Raw genomic sequence first — 15,262 nt, forward strand, 5'->3', positions numbered from 1 at the left:
GCGTTGAACCCGTGCACGCACCACCCTCCATTCGAGCCTGGCAGTGATGCCGGCAGAAGAACCTTGGTCCCTGCCGGCACAATATCTCAGGTTCGGGTTCGCACGCCGCTCGAGCGTCGGCTCGCGATCGTCGTCAGCACCGCTGCCACGATGATGACGGCACCGGTCGATGCCTGCACGTAAAAGGACGGAACCTGCGCCAACGTGAGCAGGTTGTTGATGACGCCGATCAAGAGCACACCGCTAACGACCCCGACGATCGTCCCTCGGCCGCCCCCAAGACTTACGCCCCCTATCACCGCAGCTGCGAAAGCGGAGAAAATGATCCCCTGCCCTTGGGTTGTCACCGTCGAATCAAGGCGCCCCGTCATCAGAACACCTGCAAGGCCCGCCAAGAGGGCCGCGAAGACAAACGCCGACCAAATGACCCGGTCCACGTTAATGCCGGCAGCCCTCGCGGCGTCTTCATTGCCGCCGATCGCATACAAGGCGCGGCCGTAGCGGTGGTGGTGGAAGACAAGGCCGACCACAGCCGCGACCACAATGAACACGATCACCGACACGGGAATACCGAACCAATTTGCGGAACCGAGATAGGTCAGCGCCTTGCCGGGAGAGTAGATCGAACGCCCGTTAGAGATGATCAGCACTCCGCCGCGAAGCAGCACAAGCAGTCCGAGCGTTGAGATGAACGGGTTGAGACCCACCCTGACGACCATGAAACCATTGAAAAAGCCGATCAGCCCCGCAGTGCCCAGCGCAACGAATAGGCCAGCCCAGCTCGGCAGCTCCAACCCGAGCCCACCAGCCGCCACAGGCACCAGGGTGACGGCTGCAAACATCGGAGCGAAGCCGACAATGCCCTCGAGCGAGAGATCCAGTCGACCTATCAGGACGACGAAAGTCAGTCCGATCGTCGTCAGGCCCAGAACGCTTACCTGGTCGAGGATATTCAGCAGATTGGCCGCCGTGGCGAACCGCGGAGCAACGACGGCACCCACGATCACCAGTATGAGAAGGACCGGGTACATTGTATATCCGCCGGCCACAAAGGCGCTTCCGAAGGCGGATAGCCGTGACTGCCCGGAATGTTCCTTCTTCAGCGTTGATTTGCTCACGACATCGGTGCTCATACGACGCCCTCCATCCGCAGGATTAGGTCTTTGATTGTGTATTCACCCACCAGTTCATCAACGACGTGCCCCTCGAACACGATAACGACCCGGTTGGCCAGCTGATCAATTTCGTCTTCCTCGTCCGAGACGACCACGACGCCCAACCCCTTGCTGGCAAGATCCCGCAGCAGCGAATAGAGCTGCTCCTTGGCTCCCACATCAACGCCGCGGGTTGGACTGAGAGCGACGATGACCTCGGGAGCTCGACAAAGCGCGCGCGCGAAAACGACCTTCTGCTGATTGCCGCCGCTGAGCTGGCTCACCGCTTGCTCCAGAGACGAAGCGATTACGTTCGTCTGTTGGGCAAGGCGCCCGACATGCCTAGCTTCCTTGCCTTTGCTGATAAAACCCAGTTTGCCGGACAAGACGTCAAGGCCGCCGATCGCTACATTCTCGCGAACACCCAGAATGCCGACATAGCCGCTGGCATGCCTGTCGGTGGGAACCAGGCCGATAGTCGGTAGTTTTCCACGCGGGCTGATCACCTCGCCGTCTTCAGGCCTTTGCTGGCCAGCAAGGACCATTGCGAGCGCTTCCTTCCCGCCACCCACCGGGCCTGCCAGGGCTACGATCTCGCCCGCTCTTACCTCGAAGTCGATATCCTTTTCCGAAAAGCGGTCGAGGCGAATTCCCCTGGCCTGGAGCAGAATAGGAGCTTCATCCGCCATGAAATCCTGGCGCGTGCTTCGGACTGTCTTTTCGCCCATCATAAGGTCGGCGATGGTCTCTACGTCCAGACGCTCCACGGGCTCGCGTTCCTTCACGACCTTCCCGTCCCTCAGGATCGTGACTGTATCGGCAATCTCGAAAACCTCGTCCAGGTGGTGCGAGATATAAACGAACGAGACACCCTTGGCTTTGAGCGCCCTCACATGCTCGAACAGAATACGTTTTTCCGCATTGCTCAAGGCGGCAGTTGGCTCGTCCAGGATCATGACAGGCACGCCCCGACTGAGGGCTTTCATGATCTCGAGCAGCTGTCTCGTCCCGGCGCCCAGCTCCCCTGCAAGCGAGCGGGGTTGGATGTCCATATTCCATTCATCCAGCAGGCCAGCTGCGCGCTCCAACATCAGCTTGTGGCTCACCACGCCGAAACCTCTGCGGACGAGAGGGTTTTCCACAAAAAGGTTCTCCGCCACCGTCAGCAGGTTGAACAGCTGAGGTGTTTGTTGAACATGGGCAATCAGCTTGCGAATGCTCGGCGCGTAGTTTTGGCCGACCGCTTCTACCTCGACCTCTCCAATTCTGATTGATCCGGTATCTGCCGAAACGTATCCGCTCAAGGTGGAAACAAGCGTGCTCTTTCCCGCGCCGTTGCGGCCCAACAGGGCGTGAACCTCACCGCGCATGACGGTGAAATTCACGCCGCGAAGAGCCCGGGTCGAGCCAAAGGTCTTGGCGATGTCACGCATCTCGACGATGGGTCGCGCGTTGTCCATGATCTTCGGCTCCACGGCTGGTTCCTCCCGAACTTATTTGCCGACCTTGTTCGCCCACAGATCAGGTGAATCCACATTGTCGGTTGTCACCAGCGTCGCCTTGAGCTGGTACTGCGGTCCAACAGGTGTATCGATAACCTGGCCGTCGTCACGTGGCCCGATCTCGATCTTGCCACCCTTGGAGACGAGTTCGATCAGGTCGGCCGTCTTGGTCGCATAGGCGCTCAGGGGCTGCGACACCGTCGCGTCGAGGGCCTTGCTGCGGATAAGCTGCAGCCCTTGAGGCGTTCCATCGATTGCGATGCGGATCACCGAGTTCGGATCACCCACCGGAGCGCCCTTGCCGCCGTTGGTGAGCTGGGCGTTGACGGCCGATGCCATGAGTTCGGACGCCATGAAGATGCCGCTCAGCGAAGGATTCTGGGTGAGGACGTTCTGCGCAGCATCGGCGGCCATGTCGGCAGTCCATTCAGTCGGGCGCTGTATCAGATTCACCTTGGGCGCGAGCTCGTGCAACGTTTTGGAAAAACCATCGGAGCGATCGCGGCCGTTGGGCGTGGTCAGGGCGCCCTGCAGCTCGAGCACGATACAGCTGTTGTCGGTCCAGCATGGCTTGGCCTGCAGGCGCTTGACCATCTCCTTGGCGCCTTGAACGCCGGCGTCGACATTGTCCGCGCGCACCGTCGCCGTCACTTTGCCGCCCGCGGGCGCATCATCGATCGAGAAGACGAGGACGTTGGCGTCATTCGCCTTCTTGACGGCGGGAACGATTCCCGCGGCGTCGATGGGAGCGAAGACCAGGACGTTGGCGCCGTTGGCAATCAGGTTCTGGAGCGCATCGACTTCGGCCGCGATATCGCCATTGGGATCAGGAGCACCGACCAGGGTGAAACCCTTTGCATCGAAGGCCTTCTTCGAGAGATCCAGCATCAGGGTCTGGAAATCATCCTTAAGAAACTTCGGGGTAAAACCGATCCTCACGTCCGCGGCCTTGTATTCTGCAAGCGCCGTCCCAGCGGTTATTGCCAGGAACAGCGCGCCGAAAGCCACCGTACCGGCGGCTCTGCGGCGAGAAATGGGGAGAGTTGGAAATTTCATTGATTCCTCCTTTTGTTGCGCGGTCCGACCGCCCGTTAGCCCGGCTTGACGCCGCTTAGTCCTTCTGTGCTCACCACAGAAAGGTTCGACCTTGCGACGAGACACCGTTCGCGATGTCGTCACCCGCAAATAGAATTGCAGTGCTTGCCTGGCCGCACTGAAAGAGCCCTGCTGGAGAAGTCGGGAGTGAGGGCACGCTGTCGCGGTTCTTGTTCGACCATGATCGCAAGGAAGGCACAGCCAAGGTGCCCGGCGCCATTGCGGGTCGGTCTCGGCCATTTCCCCACACGGCGATCCGTGCGAGCCCATACTTCACCAAACGCCACTCCTCCCACTGCGCGGATCTTTCATCCTCCTGCGGATCCGCCGCCGAAGGCTCTATGCAGCCACTTCGGAGACACGCACCAAACGTTGCTCTTTCATGGATTTGTAAGCCGCTTCCGCCAGGATGAGCGCACGGCGTCCATCTTCGAAACTAGCCAGCGGAACGGCGCCCTTCTCCACGCAGTCCACGAACCCATCGATCTCCGCCATGAAGGCTTCCTGGTAGCGCTCGAGAAAGAAGAACTGGTACGGCTGGCTTGCCTCGGCGGCCGTGCTGCTAAAGCGGCGCAATTCGTGAGGTTTGCGGTTGTCGGAAAGAAGCATGCCCGCGCTCCCAATCAGCTCAACGCGCTGATCGTAGCCGTAGACTGCGGTGCGCGAATTGTTGATGTGACATTGCTTGCCCGACGCGGTCCTCAGGATGAACATCGCACTGTCGACTTCGTCGAGTTCCTTCCCGAGAGCTGGATCGATGAGCGCATTGGCAAGCGCAAAGACCTCGGTCGGCTCTTCGCCGAGCATGAAGCGAGCCAAGTCGAAGTCATGGATCGTCATATCGCGGAATAGCCCACCCGCAGCCTCCAGATAGGCTCTCGGCGGCAACGCGGGATCGCGGGACGTGATAATGACCTGGTGCAGTTCGCCGATATCGCCAGCCAGCATCGCCGTTCGCGCGGCACTGTGCCCGGGATCGTAACGACGATTGAATCCCAGCTGGATCGGGATTTTGGTTTCGCCGATATTGGCGGCGCACGCCTCGACGCGGGCGAGGCTAAGGTCGATCGGCTTCTCGCACAGAACCGCTTTGCCCGCAGCGACTGCCATTTCTATGTAGTCGGCATGGGTGGGCGTTGCGGTGGCGATCAGAACGGCGTCCACCGTGTCGGACGCGAAAATCTCCTCTGCGCTGGCCGCGGCCTTAACGCCTTGAGCCGCCGCTACCTTTTCGGCCGCCTCTGAATTGACATCAAATACCGCCGCCAACTTGGATCGGGGATGCCGCGCGACATTGGCAGCATGCATTTGACCAATTCGGCCACAGCCGAGCACGGCAATACGCAACATCGATTTCCTCCCTGCGGCCTGCCGTGCGAGCCGAGCACCATTCTTTGCGTGCATCTGCAAAATATCTTGCATTTTCGCATGGATGTCAATACAAATTACGCGATGATTTTTTCTGCAAATTTCATTGCATATCTGAGGAGCGTTGAAGAATGAACAGAGTCGATGGGAAATTCGCGGTTGTGACCGGCGGCACGCAGGGATTGGGTGCTGCGATCGCCATGCATTTCGCAGATGCGGGCGCGGCCGGAATTGTCACCTGCGGGCGCAACGCCGATAAGGGCGGCGCCGTCGCTGCAGCGATCGAAGCTAAAACGGGCTGCGTCGTTCGCTTTGTTCAGGCCGATTTGGCGAACGTGGCCGATTGCAGGACGGTGATTGAGGCCGCAGATACGGCCTTTGGGCGCGTCGATGTCCTGGTCAATGCCGCCGGCCTTACGGACCGGGGCGACATCCTCAACACGAGCGAAGAGCTTTTCGACCGGATGTTCGCGATCAATACGCGCGCTCCCTTCTTCTTGATGCAGGAGGCAATTCGGCGGATGGTCCGAGACAATATCGAAGGAGCGATCGTCAACATTGGCTCTACCTCGGCGCTCGCCGGGCAGCCGTTTATCGCGTCCTACTGCGCCTCCAAGGGTGCTCTTGCCACACTTACCCGCAATACGGCGTTTGCAACGATGCGGAACAAGATCCGGATCAATCAGCTGAATATCGGCTGGATGGCTTCCGACGGCGAGGACCGCATCCAGCGCGAGTATCATGGCGCGGACGCGAACTGGCTCCAAAAGGCTGCGGCCGAACAACCTTTTGAGCGACTCCTGGCTCCCGCGGAAGTGGCCAAGGCGGTCACATTTTTGGCTTCGGAAGATGCCGGGATGATGACTGGCTCTGTAATCAATTTCGACCAGTCAGTCTGGGGTGCCTACCCCTTCGCACCTCCGACCCCCGTCTCGAAGCTGACGATCTAGAGGGCCGACGGCGACTGAAGCGCAGAACCGTTTCAGTTGCCAATTGATCCCCTAACGCAGAATGGTTCAGCCAATCAGAAGATAGCGCAATTGAAACGGGTGAAGACCTGGCTTTGGGTTATGCGATTGACAGGCTGAACCCCCTGCAGCGCCATCCTTATGCACTCGACGGACAGCGCGACTTCACGGTCGAAGTCATGACCGATCGTCACGTCCATGATGCCCCGCTCGAGCAACGACCGCGAGTTCGTGTTCAACTCATGGCCGATAAACACGGTCGAATGAGTAAGACCTTCAGCTTCAAGCGCGCGCCCAACTCCCAGGTTGGCGCCTGAAACATTGTAGATAGCCGCCGGAGGCCCGCTCTTTGCTATGTATCGCCGGACAGCCTCATAGATGACCTCAATGCTCTCGTTGGAGCTCACCCTTTCATCAATGGCTAGGGTGGAGAATTCGGATCGCAGGACATGCCTGAACCCCTGCTCGCGGTCTTGCTGGCAGCGAAATGGCACACTGCAGACAAACAGGACTTTCCCGACTGTCCCGTGCGGAAGCATTCGCCCACAAAGCCAGGCTGCCGTAGCTCCCGAGACATATTGGTCCGAACCGACGTAAGCTGACCTTCCCGACAAGGGAAGATCGGTAGTCAAGGAGATCACCGGGAGGCCATGTCCCGTAGCCGCTCTTACTGCATCGTTGATCGCCGGATGCTCTCTGGCGACCAGGATAATCCCATCGGACCTTTCGGCGGCGCTCGTAATCCGGCGCGCGAAGTCCTCGGGTTCGACAGCGTATGAGACATGGGACTCTGTTTCAATTTCGATCGACGGGTTTTGCGCGCTGAAGTTCTTCGCGGCGGCTTCCGCGGCCTCGTTGAACGATCGTCCGGAATCGACGAGAAGGTAAAGACGCAGCGGCTTTGAAATCTCGGGCAACGAAATCCCGCCGGCACCTGAATGCCTGGCTTCCACCATCGACTTGGACAAATGTTGTTGCAGAACCGATTGAAATTCGCGGTAGCCCGAAAAACCCAAGGTTTGGACAAAACGCACCACGCTGGATGCGTTCACCCCGCAGCGAGTTGCGACTTCGGAACTTGATAGAAGGGCAGTTTCCCCAAGATTCGCGATGAAAAAATTCGCAACGCGCCGCCCGCCCTTGCCCATATTGTCCTGAGCCGAATTCAAAATGGTCATCAGCTCGCTGGCAGATTGAGGCTTTGATCGCGAAAGCAGCATGGTCGATCCTTTTCGGTGACGACAATACTGGAACTTTGCGATTACGCAACATTCCTTGCGAAAGCGCACGAGATCATTAACTATGGCCTAGGCTGTTGCTCGGATGAGGTGATCTGTCGGCGGCCAAGTTCGGCGCGCCCTATAAGTCCCCGGTTAGGAATTGGGCGCGCCCGAATCCGAAACTCCAACCATCATCGCGATTCTCAACACAAGAGACCATGAGGTCCACAGGTGCAACGCCGCAGCGTTGTCCAAGATTTTCGAGAAGCGACGCGTAAAACCGCTCCTTCATTTGCTGACTTCTTGGCCGAGTCGTCACATGGATCAGGACCCGGCTATCTGTTCGCTCAAAGCCAAGATCGGTATCCTCCATGAGCAAATGCGATGGCTCGTGCTCGTGCAGAATCTGATAACGGTCCCGCACAGGTACCTCAAAAGCTTCGACCATTGAGTCATGTATCGCCTGCAACAGCGTGGCTGTTTGATCTTCGCTCCTGCCTTTGACTACATGAATATTGAGCAAGGGCATGGTCTCTCCTTTCGAAGTTTTATCGAACATGCTGCTGATGGCCGCGCGCTCGTCGCCTTCTTTTTCGAGGCTACAGGCAGGCCGGCATGGGAACGGGCCGCGACCCGCTTGACCTGCCAGCATTCCGTCCACAGCCCAGAATTCATTGCCTACCAAACACGGCAAGCGCGGCCGAGCGAAGGTGGTTTAGCCACCGCCCCGGAGTGCTGCATCGAGGTCGCCATCAAGCTGTGCTGACCCAGCGGCCCTCAGTTGCCGAGGTATGGATCCCTTCCACCAGTTGCTGGATGCGCTGTCCCGAGCGGAAGCTGAATGGCTCGGGACGGAGCCCCGCGATGGCTTCGAGAAATCGCGCGATCTCGATGGCCTTGAGATCGTTGAAACCAAGCTGATGACCGGGGGCCACGCAAAACAACCCATACGGCGGATGATCGGGCCCGGCTTCAATGCGACGGAAGCCGCGAACACGACCGGCTTCCGCAGTGGTGTAGAATTGCAGTTCGTTGAAGCGCTCCTGGCTGAAGGTCAGCGCCCCTTTTGAGCCGTAAATCTCGAAATCGTGCTGCATCTTGCGGCCGGTCGCCACCCAACTCGCCTCGATGCTGCCGGTGGCGCCGCTGGCGAAACGTAAAAAAGCCCGGCCGATGTCATCGACCTCCACGGTGGTACGGCCGCCCTTGTCGTCGGGACGACTGTTGATGACGGTGACCTCGTCACCAAGAACGCGCTCGATCGGGCCGAGGAGGAACTCGGCGGTCGCCAAGGCATGACTGCCGAGATCGGCCAGCGCACCGCCACCTACCGGGTCGAGGCGGAAGGTGAACGGACCTTCCGCATCACCCATGTAGTCTTCGGCGTGAATCCCGCGATAGCTGCGGATTTCGCCAAGCTCGCCGGACGCGATGAGCTCACGGGCCAGCGCCATCATGGGATTGCACAGATAGTTGAACCCGACCTGCGTGCTTACGCCGGCAGACACGGCAGCGTTTGCCATGTCGGCGGCCTCTGCAGCGCGCGGCGCAAGCGGCTTCTCGCAATAGACATGCTTGCCGGCGGCAATAGCGGCCAGCGCCATCTCGTGGTGGAACGCGTTTGGCGCGGTGATGTCGACGAGATCGATATCCGGATCGCCGACAAGTCGGCGCCAATCGCCGGTGGCGTTTTTGAAGCCGAGCGTGCGCGCAGCCGCGCCGGCAAGTTCTTCGGTACGGTCGGCGAGGGTATGAAGCTCGAGCTCGAATGGCAGATCGAAAACACGTTCCGCTGCGGCGAACCCAAACGAATGGGTCTTGCCCATGAAGCCGGTCCCGATCAGCCCGACCCGCAGCTTGGGTTTCTCATTTCCCATTGATTTCGGGTCCATTGACGACGAGCGCAGGGTCGATCTTGCCTTCGAAGAAATCGAGGACGTTCCTGACCGACGACACCGCCATGCGTTCCCCGCATTCAGCTGTAAGACCGGCGATGTGCGGCGTGAGGATGACCTGATCCATGGCCAGCAGCGGGTTGTCCGACGTTGGCGGCTCCTGGTCGAAAACATCGAGGCCCGCGGCCGCAACCGTGCCGGTTCGCAGCGCCTCAATCAGAGCAGGCTCGTCGACCACGCCGCCACGGGCGGTGTTGATCAGGACGGCGCCGCGCTTGATGAGCCCGAATTCACGGGCACCGATCAACGGCATCTCGCCCTTGGGCGCGTGCACAGAAATTGCGTCGGCACGGCCCAGTGCAGCATCGAGGTCGCGGGCCGGCCTCACCTGGCCATCCGGCCAGCCAATTTTCTCGAGAAACGGATCGTAGGCTTCGACCTCCATGGAAAAGCCGGCGGCCATACGGGCTAGATGCCGACCGATCCGGCCGTAGCCCAGGATGAGCAGCCGCTTGCCCGCTAGTTCCGACGCCTCGAGCTTGTTGCGCCAGTTCCAGCCTTTTTCGCGAACGGCGCGATCGGCGCGCAGGGTGCGCTTGCCGGCGGCCAGCAGCAGCATCATGGCGTGCTCGGCCACGGAGACCGAGTTGACATCGCCGACGACGGCCAGCGCGATACCGCGCTTGTTGAGCGCCGGCAGGTCGACGGAGTCGTAGCCGACGCCATGCCGCGAGACGATACGGAGGTTGCGTGCCTTGTCGACGGTCGGAGCGGATAGCGGTTGGGTGCGAATGACCAAACCATCGGCCTTGCCGACGAGTGAGGAATAGCTTGGCTCGGAAACCTCCTCGACATAGTCGTAGGTTACTCCTGGAGCCCGATCGAGCAAGGCGATGCCGCTCGGATGCAGTTTGCCGGCGACAAGGACGTGCGGCATCAATAGCCTCCCTTGGCGTCGGCGCCCTTGGCGGGCGCTCCGGCCGTCTGCGCCCGGAACCGCTTCACGGCGGCGTCGGCCGCGCCGGCGAGCAGGCGCACGTCGTTGGAGACGGTGGTCATGTCGAAGCCCCATGCCACAGCGCGCCCGGCATATTCCGGCGTGCCGCAATGCAGCGCGGCACGAATGCCGTGGCTGCGGCAGGCCTTTACAATCGTTTGCAGCGCCTCGATCATTTCCGGCTCTTCGCGATCGAAGGCCGGAGGCAGGCGACCGCCGTGCAGGCTAAATGTCAGATCGGCCGGCCCGACATAGATGCCGTCGAGCCCTGGCGTGGCCGCGATCGCATCGAGATTAGCCATCGCGTCGGCAGTCTCAACCATCGCGAAGGCGAGGATTTCGCCATTGGCTTCCGCCGCATAGTTGGCGCCGACCGCGAAATTGGCGCGGGTTGGCCCGAAGGAGCGCTGACCCGCGGGCGGATAGCGCACACAGGAGACAAATCGTGCGGCTTCCTCCGCGGTGTTGATCATCGGGCAGATGATCCCGTAGGCGCCGGCGTCCAGCGCCTTCATGATGATGCCCGGCTCGAGCCAGGGGACGCGCACCAGCGGGGTTACGCCCGAGGCGCGCATGACCTGCAGCATGGGCAGCATGGCGTTGTAGTCGAGCGCACCGTGCTGTAGGTCGATGCCGATGCTGTCATAGCCTTGTGCGGCCATGATCTCGGCGGTGAACGAGTTGCCTATGGAGAGCCAACCATTGATGGTCGGACGGCCATCGGCCCAGAGCCTCTTGAGGGTATTGGGGATCATGGCGCAGCCTTTAGAAAACGACCTGGGCAAGCTTGGTGTCGAGGTAGTCCTTGATCGACTCGATGCCCCCTTCCCTGCCCATGCCCGAAAAATTGGTGCCGCCGAAGGGCGCCTCCGAGGCTGCAAGCGCGAAGCTATTGATGCCGACCATTCCAGCCTTCAGCTCGGCAACCGCCCGACGTGCGCGCTTCGGGCTTTGTGTGAACGCGTAGGCCGAAAGCCCCATGTCGGAGGTGTTGGCGCGTTGCAGCGCCTCGTCGTCGCTGGAGAACGAGGTGATCGCCGCCACCGGCCCGAAATTTTCCTCGGCGAAGACCGCCATGTCGTCGCTGACGTTGGTCAGCACCGTGGGCTCGAAGAAATGCCCGGCATTGAAGGCCGCCGCACGGCGGCCGCCAGCGGCGATCGTGGCCCCTTGCCGTTCAGCCTCCGCGACCACGGCCTCGATGTCGGAGAGCCGCTTGCCGTTGATCAGCGGTCCCATCTGCACCGAGGGGTCGAGACCATCGCCGAGCTTCAGCGACTTGGCACGGGAGACGAAGCCCTCGACGAATTTGTCATGCAGGCTTTCATGGATGAAGAAGCGGTCGGGCGTGACGCAGACCTGGCCGGCATTGGCATATTTGGTCGGCACCGCCACACCGAGCGCGGTCTCGAGATCGGCATCGTCAAAGACGATCAGCGGCGCGTTCCCACCCAGTTCCATCGAGACCTTCTTGACCGTATCGGCGGCATCCCGGATCATCTGCTGACCGACCCGCGTTGAGCCGGTCAGGGATACTTTCCGGACTACTTTCGACGCCATGATCGGCGTGTAGGTGGCTTCCGTGGGGCCGACCAGCAGGCTGACTGCGCCCGCAGGCAGGTTGCCCGCTCGCATGCAGTCGACGATGACCATGGCCGTGCCCGGGGTCTGGCTCGAAGGACGCACCACGATCGAGCAGCCGGCGGCCAGCGCCGGCGCGACCTTGCGGGCCACCAACGCTGCGGGGAAATTCCAGGCCGTGAAGGCCGCGGCGACGCCGAGAGGCTCATGCAGGACCTCGAAACGTCCGCCCGGCACACGGCTCTCGATGACACGCCCGTAGATGCGACGCGCCTCCTCGGCATGCCAGCGGAATTGATCGACCGAGAGAGCCCATTCCCGCTCCGACTGGGCCAGCGGCTTGCCGGTCTCGCTCGAGATCATCCGCGCCCCTTCATCCTTGCGGCGCAGCATTTCGTCGGCAATCCGATGCAGGGCATCAGCCCGCTCGAAGGCGGATTTGGCTTTCCATGAACGAAACCCCCGTTGGGCACTTTCGAGTGCGTCGCGAGTGTCCTCCCCATTCGCGCAAGCTACCTCGCCGAGCGCCCTTTCGGTGACCGGACTGAATACTGGCGTGAAGCCTCCTCCGCCCGTTGAATGCCAGGCTCCGTCGATGAAAAGTCCGTAATCGCCATACATCTGAGCATCCTGAAAACAGCACGAGACACGCCACGCAGACAGCGGGGCGATCACAAGATTCCGGCATTGCGGGATGAGCGTTTCACTCCCTTCGGAGCAGCCTCCGGCGGCGCTAATCCTGGGCGTGGCCGGTGGATCGCGTGCCCTGCGCGAGTTGGCGCAGTCCTCCCTAAAACCGTATTGCAATAATCATTGCAGCATCTATTGATTTGTCAATAGACATTTCATAGTAGATCCCGACGCAGCCGTTTTGGGTCGTGGATGGAAGGAGAAATCAGATCATGAAAGCCAGGCTTGGCATCGCACCGATCGCGTGGTGGAACGACGATCTTGCCGAACTGAGTGGCGACATTTCGCTCGAGGGATGCCTCGCAGAAGCGCGGGAGGCTGGCTTTTCCGGCATGGAAACCGGACGCCGCTTCCCGATGGATGCCGGCATTCTCGGACCGATCCTCGACACCTATGGCATGAAGGTCTGCGGCGGCTGGTTCTCGGGCCTGCTGCTCGATGGCGATATCGCCCGCGAGAAGGACCGCATTGCCGAACAGATGACGCTGTTCAAAGCCGTGGGCGCACCCTGCATCGTCTATGGCGAGACCGCGGGCACGATCCAGGGCGACCGTTCGGCGCCGCTCATCACCCGTCGTCGCCTGAGCGAAGGGGAGATCAAGGCATACGGCCGGAAGATGACCGCTTTCGCCGAATGGTGCGCTGACCAGGGCATGCCGATCGCCTACCATCACCACATGGCCGCACCGATCGAATCCGAGCAGGACGTGGACCTGTTGATGAAGCACTCTGGTGAGGCGCTACCCCTCCTCTACGATGCCGGCCACATGGCCTTTGCCGGCGGCGACGTGCTGCGCGTCATTGATAATCATCACCGCCGCATCAGCCACGTTCATACCAAGGATGTGCGCCAGCCCGTCATCGACGGGTTGGATCGCTCCCGCGAAAGCTTCCTCGACGCGGTGGTCAAAGGCGCCTTCACTGTGCCCGGCGATGGTTCGCTCGACTTCGAGACCATCGTCAAGCGGCTTGCCGCCCACGGCTATGAAGGCTGGTTCGTAGTCGAGGCGGAGCAGGACCCGATCAAGAACCCGCCGCTGGAAATGGCCAAGATCGGCCATCGTGAGCTCCTGCGCGTCATGGCATTGGCGGGTTATACCGTCGAGGGCTGACCCACAAACAGGATGGACGGAAAGATTTGTGGTGTTACCGGTTCTACCCCCAGGTCTGGGCGCCGCCATCTCACCCCGTCTGGCCGATGCCAACGGCAGGGACCTCATCACGCTGGCACGAAACAAGCCAAAGGGCCGGGCGATGGCCGAGACCATCCCGCGCGAGACCGGCGTGGATCAAAAAGGCAAGATGACCGGTTGTACGTCACCGGGAGAGGCATAACCGGGTTCTTGCGGCATTACCTAGTCGCGGCGGAACAGGTGGCTGCGAATTTATGGACGTTACCCGAGTTGGCCTTGTGGATGGCCGTTTGACAATGGCAATCTCCCTAGACCGTCTTGCCGAGGAAGCTTGCATGATCCAAGCAGCACGGGGGGCCCGCGGGCCGGCAACCAGACCAAAGTTCTCCCATTCGATATATTCACACCCGAGAATATCTGGACCTTGTGATTTCCATTACGGTCGACCCAGCGGATAAATTCAGACGCTTGGTACCCACCCGTTAGGTCTCCTAAGGGTGGTTTTCTGCCGTCCGCCCCACCGATCAGAACGAGCAAGGAGCGCCATGAAGGGGTCGTTTCGGTAGCCAAGTGTCTGATCCGCTTTGGAGCGGGCAGCATCGAGATTTGAGGCCAGCGGTCTCCAACTATAAGGTTGGCACCAGTTCGTAAGGACCTTGCTGTCCGGAAAATCCAGGGAAGAATATTGGATGTCGTGGAAACTCGATGAGAACGTGCAAACATCTGCGGGCACAGTCGCAACGGGTCGACTTGGTAGCGGTCCTGCACTCGTGCTGGCCCACGGCTGGCCGTGGTCTTCGTTTTCATGGCACCGGATTATTCCGGACCTTGCAAGCCGGTATCGTGTTCACTGGTACGACATGCCTGGATACGGCCGATCCGACAAAAACGCGGAGCAGCGCACGTCGCTCGATGTGCAGGGAAACATCTTCGCCGAGATGCTTTCTCATTGGGGGCTCGTGCGACCAATAGTCGTTGCGCATGACATGGGTGGGGCGACGACGCTGCGGGCACATTTGCTGCATGGCTGTGAATTCGATCGATATGTCCTGATGAATGTCGTCGCGATGCGCCCCTGGGGGTCGGAGTTCTTTGATCACCTCGGTCGCCACGTGGATGCCTTTCTGGGCCTACCTCCGCATATCCACAGAGCGGTCGTGGAGGCCTACATCAAGGGCGCGATGGTGAACAAGATCACTTCCAGGGACTTCGAAAAGCTTGTCGAGCCGTGGCTTTGCGAAGACGGGCGACAAAGCTTCTATCGGCAATTTGCGCAAGCCGACGAAAAGTACACCGCAGAAGTCGAACCAATGTTCGGGGATATTCGCTGTCGGGTAGAGATCATCTGGGGCGAGGACGATCCATGGATTCCGCTGGAGCGAGGCAAAGCGCTTCATGCGCTGATCCCGCAGGCATCGTTCGAAACACTGCCGGGCGTCGGCCATCTGCCTCAGCTTGAAGCTCCGGAACTGATGCTGGGGCGGCTGAACGCATTCTTATCACGCCGAGCCGAAGACTGATGAAGGGATCGAATCTCGGGTTGGACAGCAACTTTCCCTCGCTCTCTTCAACGTCCGCTTCGCGCTGGTTGCGTCTCATTTAAGGCCGGCTGGCGAACGCCCGGTAACGGGTCGAAAGCAGGCATTTAGCAGGGTATCA

General features: G+C 60.5%; 13 protein-coding genes. 3 read left to right on the forward strand and 10 right to left on the reverse strand.

Translation table 11 applies throughout. The features are described from left to right. Nucleotides 1-86: 86 nt before the first annotated feature. From FJ419_RS11640 to iolG, 4 genes are all read right to left on the reverse strand, one after another. Entirely contained in the window at nucleotides 87-1,133 is a 1,047-nt protein-coding gene (locus FJ419_RS11640; protein ID WP_140691685.1) for an ABC transporter permease, read from the reverse strand. Continuing rightward, nucleotides 1,130-2,629, reverse strand: coding sequence for a sugar ABC transporter ATP-binding protein (locus tag FJ419_RS11645; protein WP_140691699.1), 1,500 nt, complete (start codon nucleotides 2,627-2,629; stop codon nucleotides 1,130-1,132). The genes FJ419_RS11640 and FJ419_RS11645 overlap by 4 nt, the downstream gene beginning before the upstream one ends. 18 nt (nucleotides 2,630-2,647) lie before the next feature. Continuing rightward, complete coding sequence (locus FJ419_RS11650) at nucleotides 2,648-3,712, reverse strand: sugar ABC transporter substrate-binding protein (RefSeq protein ID WP_181170673.1); 1,065 nt, start codon at nucleotides 3,710-3,712, stop codon at nucleotides 2,648-2,650. A 378-nt stretch (nucleotides 3,713-4,090) separates the two neighbouring features. After that, on the reverse strand, nucleotides 4,091-5,101 hold the full coding sequence (gene iolG, locus FJ419_RS11655) for an inositol 2-dehydrogenase (protein WP_140691712.1): 1,011 nt from the start codon (nucleotides 5,099-5,101) through the stop codon (nucleotides 4,091-4,093). Nucleotides 5,102-5,250: 149 nt separating this feature from the next. Here iolG and FJ419_RS11660 point away from each other — a divergent pair, with 149 nt between their 5' ends. Beyond that, on the forward strand, nucleotides 5,251-6,069 hold the full coding sequence (locus FJ419_RS11660; RefSeq protein ID WP_140691715.1) for an SDR family oxidoreductase: 819 nt from the start codon (nucleotides 5,251-5,253) through the stop codon (nucleotides 6,067-6,069). A 74-nt stretch (nucleotides 6,070-6,143) separates the two neighbouring features. Here the strand turns inward: FJ419_RS11660 and FJ419_RS11665 are convergent, their stop codons facing one another. The 6 genes from FJ419_RS11665 to FJ419_RS11690 form a co-directional block, all read right to left on the reverse strand. Beyond that, nucleotides 6,144-7,307, reverse strand: a complete 1,164-nt coding sequence (locus FJ419_RS11665; protein ID WP_140691718.1) for a substrate-binding domain-containing protein — start codon at nucleotides 7,305-7,307, stop codon at nucleotides 6,144-6,146. Between the two features lie 139 nt (nucleotides 7,308-7,446). Then, nucleotides 7,447-7,836: a tautomerase family protein gene (locus FJ419_RS11670; protein ID WP_140658997.1), complete on the reverse strand. Its 390-nt coding sequence runs from the start codon at nucleotides 7,834-7,836 to the stop codon at nucleotides 7,447-7,449. Nucleotides 7,837-8,059: 223 nt separating this feature from the next. Beyond that, nucleotides 8,060-9,184: a Gfo/Idh/MocA family oxidoreductase gene (locus FJ419_RS11675; protein WP_140691724.1), complete on the reverse strand. Its 1,125-nt coding sequence runs from the start codon at nucleotides 9,182-9,184 to the stop codon at nucleotides 8,060-8,062. Further along, on the reverse strand, nucleotides 9,174-10,139 hold the full coding sequence (locus tag FJ419_RS11680) for a hydroxyacid dehydrogenase (protein ID WP_140691728.1): 966 nt from the start codon (nucleotides 10,137-10,139) through the stop codon (nucleotides 9,174-9,176). Before FJ419_RS11680 ends, FJ419_RS11675 begins: the two co-directional genes overlap by 11 nt. Continuing rightward, complete coding sequence (locus FJ419_RS11685; protein WP_140691737.1) at nucleotides 10,139-10,954, reverse strand: aldolase/citrate lyase family protein; 816 nt, start codon at nucleotides 10,952-10,954, stop codon at nucleotides 10,139-10,141. Before FJ419_RS11685 ends, FJ419_RS11680 begins: the two co-directional genes overlap by 1 nt. A gap of 10 nt (nucleotides 10,955-10,964) precedes the next feature. Next, nucleotides 10,965-12,401 (reverse strand): NAD-dependent succinate-semialdehyde dehydrogenase, encoded by a 1,437-nt coding sequence (locus tag FJ419_RS11690; RefSeq protein ID WP_140691752.1) that lies wholly within the window; start codon nucleotides 12,399-12,401, stop codon nucleotides 10,965-10,967. 281 nt (nucleotides 12,402-12,682) lie between these two features. On the opposite strand from FJ419_RS11690, the gene iolE reads away from it, so the two are divergent. Both iolE and FJ419_RS11700 read left to right on the forward strand, forming a co-directional pair. Further along, nucleotides 12,683-13,582 (forward strand): myo-inosose-2 dehydratase, encoded by a 900-nt coding sequence (iolE, locus tag FJ419_RS11695; RefSeq protein WP_140691759.1) that lies wholly within the window; start codon nucleotides 12,683-12,685, stop codon nucleotides 13,580-13,582. 710 nt (nucleotides 13,583-14,292) lie between these two features. Next, nucleotides 14,293-15,123 (forward strand): alpha/beta hydrolase, encoded by an 831-nt coding sequence (locus FJ419_RS11700; protein ID WP_140691762.1) that lies wholly within the window; start codon nucleotides 14,293-14,295, stop codon nucleotides 15,121-15,123. Nucleotides 15,124-15,262: the final 139 nt, after the last annotated feature.

The sequence above is a fragment of the Mesorhizobium sp. B2-6-2 genome (assembly GCF_006440615.1).
In the GTDB taxonomy this organism is placed as follows: Bacteria; Pseudomonadota; Alphaproteobacteria; order Rhizobiales; family Rhizobiaceae; genus Mesorhizobium.

Coding starts and splice junctions, on each gene's coding strand:
- FJ419_RS11685 (WP_140691737.1), bottom strand. CDS start 10,954: ATGATCCCCAATACCCTCAAGAGGCTCTGGGCCGATGGCCGTCCGACC.
- FJ419_RS11700 (WP_140691762.1), top strand. CDS start 14,293: ATGTCGTGGAAACTCGATGAGAACGTGCAAACATCTGCGGGCACAGTC.
- FJ419_RS11670 (WP_140658997.1), bottom strand. CDS start 7,836: ATGCCCTTGCTCAATATTCATGTAGTCAAAGGCAGGAGCGAAGATCAA.
- FJ419_RS11690 (WP_140691752.1), bottom strand. CDS start 12,401: ATGTATGGCGATTACGGACTTTTCATCGACGGAGCCTGGCATTCAACG.
- FJ419_RS11650 (WP_181170673.1), bottom strand. CDS start 3,712: ATGAAATTTCCAACTCTCCCCATTTCTCGCCGCAGAGCCGCCGGTACG.
- FJ419_RS11640 (WP_140691685.1), bottom strand. CDS start 1,133: ATGAGCACCGATGTCGTGAGCAAATCAACGCTGAAGAAGGAACATTCC.
- FJ419_RS11660 (WP_140691715.1), top strand. CDS start 5,251: ATGAACAGAGTCGATGGGAAATTCGCGGTTGTGACCGGCGGCACGCAG.
- iolG (WP_140691712.1), bottom strand. CDS start 5,101: ATGTTGCGTATTGCCGTGCTCGGCTGTGGCCGAATTGGTCAAATGCAT.
- FJ419_RS11665 (WP_140691718.1), bottom strand. CDS start 7,307: ATGCTGCTTTCGCGATCAAAGCCTCAATCTGCCAGCGAGCTGATGACC.
- FJ419_RS11675 (WP_140691724.1), bottom strand. CDS start 9,184: ATGGGAAATGAGAAACCCAAGCTGCGGGTCGGGCTGATCGGGACCGGC.
- FJ419_RS11680 (WP_140691728.1), bottom strand. CDS start 10,139: ATGCCGCACGTCCTTGTCGCCGGCAAACTGCATCCGAGCGGCATCGCC.
- iolE (WP_140691759.1), top strand. CDS start 12,683: ATGAAAGCCAGGCTTGGCATCGCACCGATCGCGTGGTGGAACGACGAT.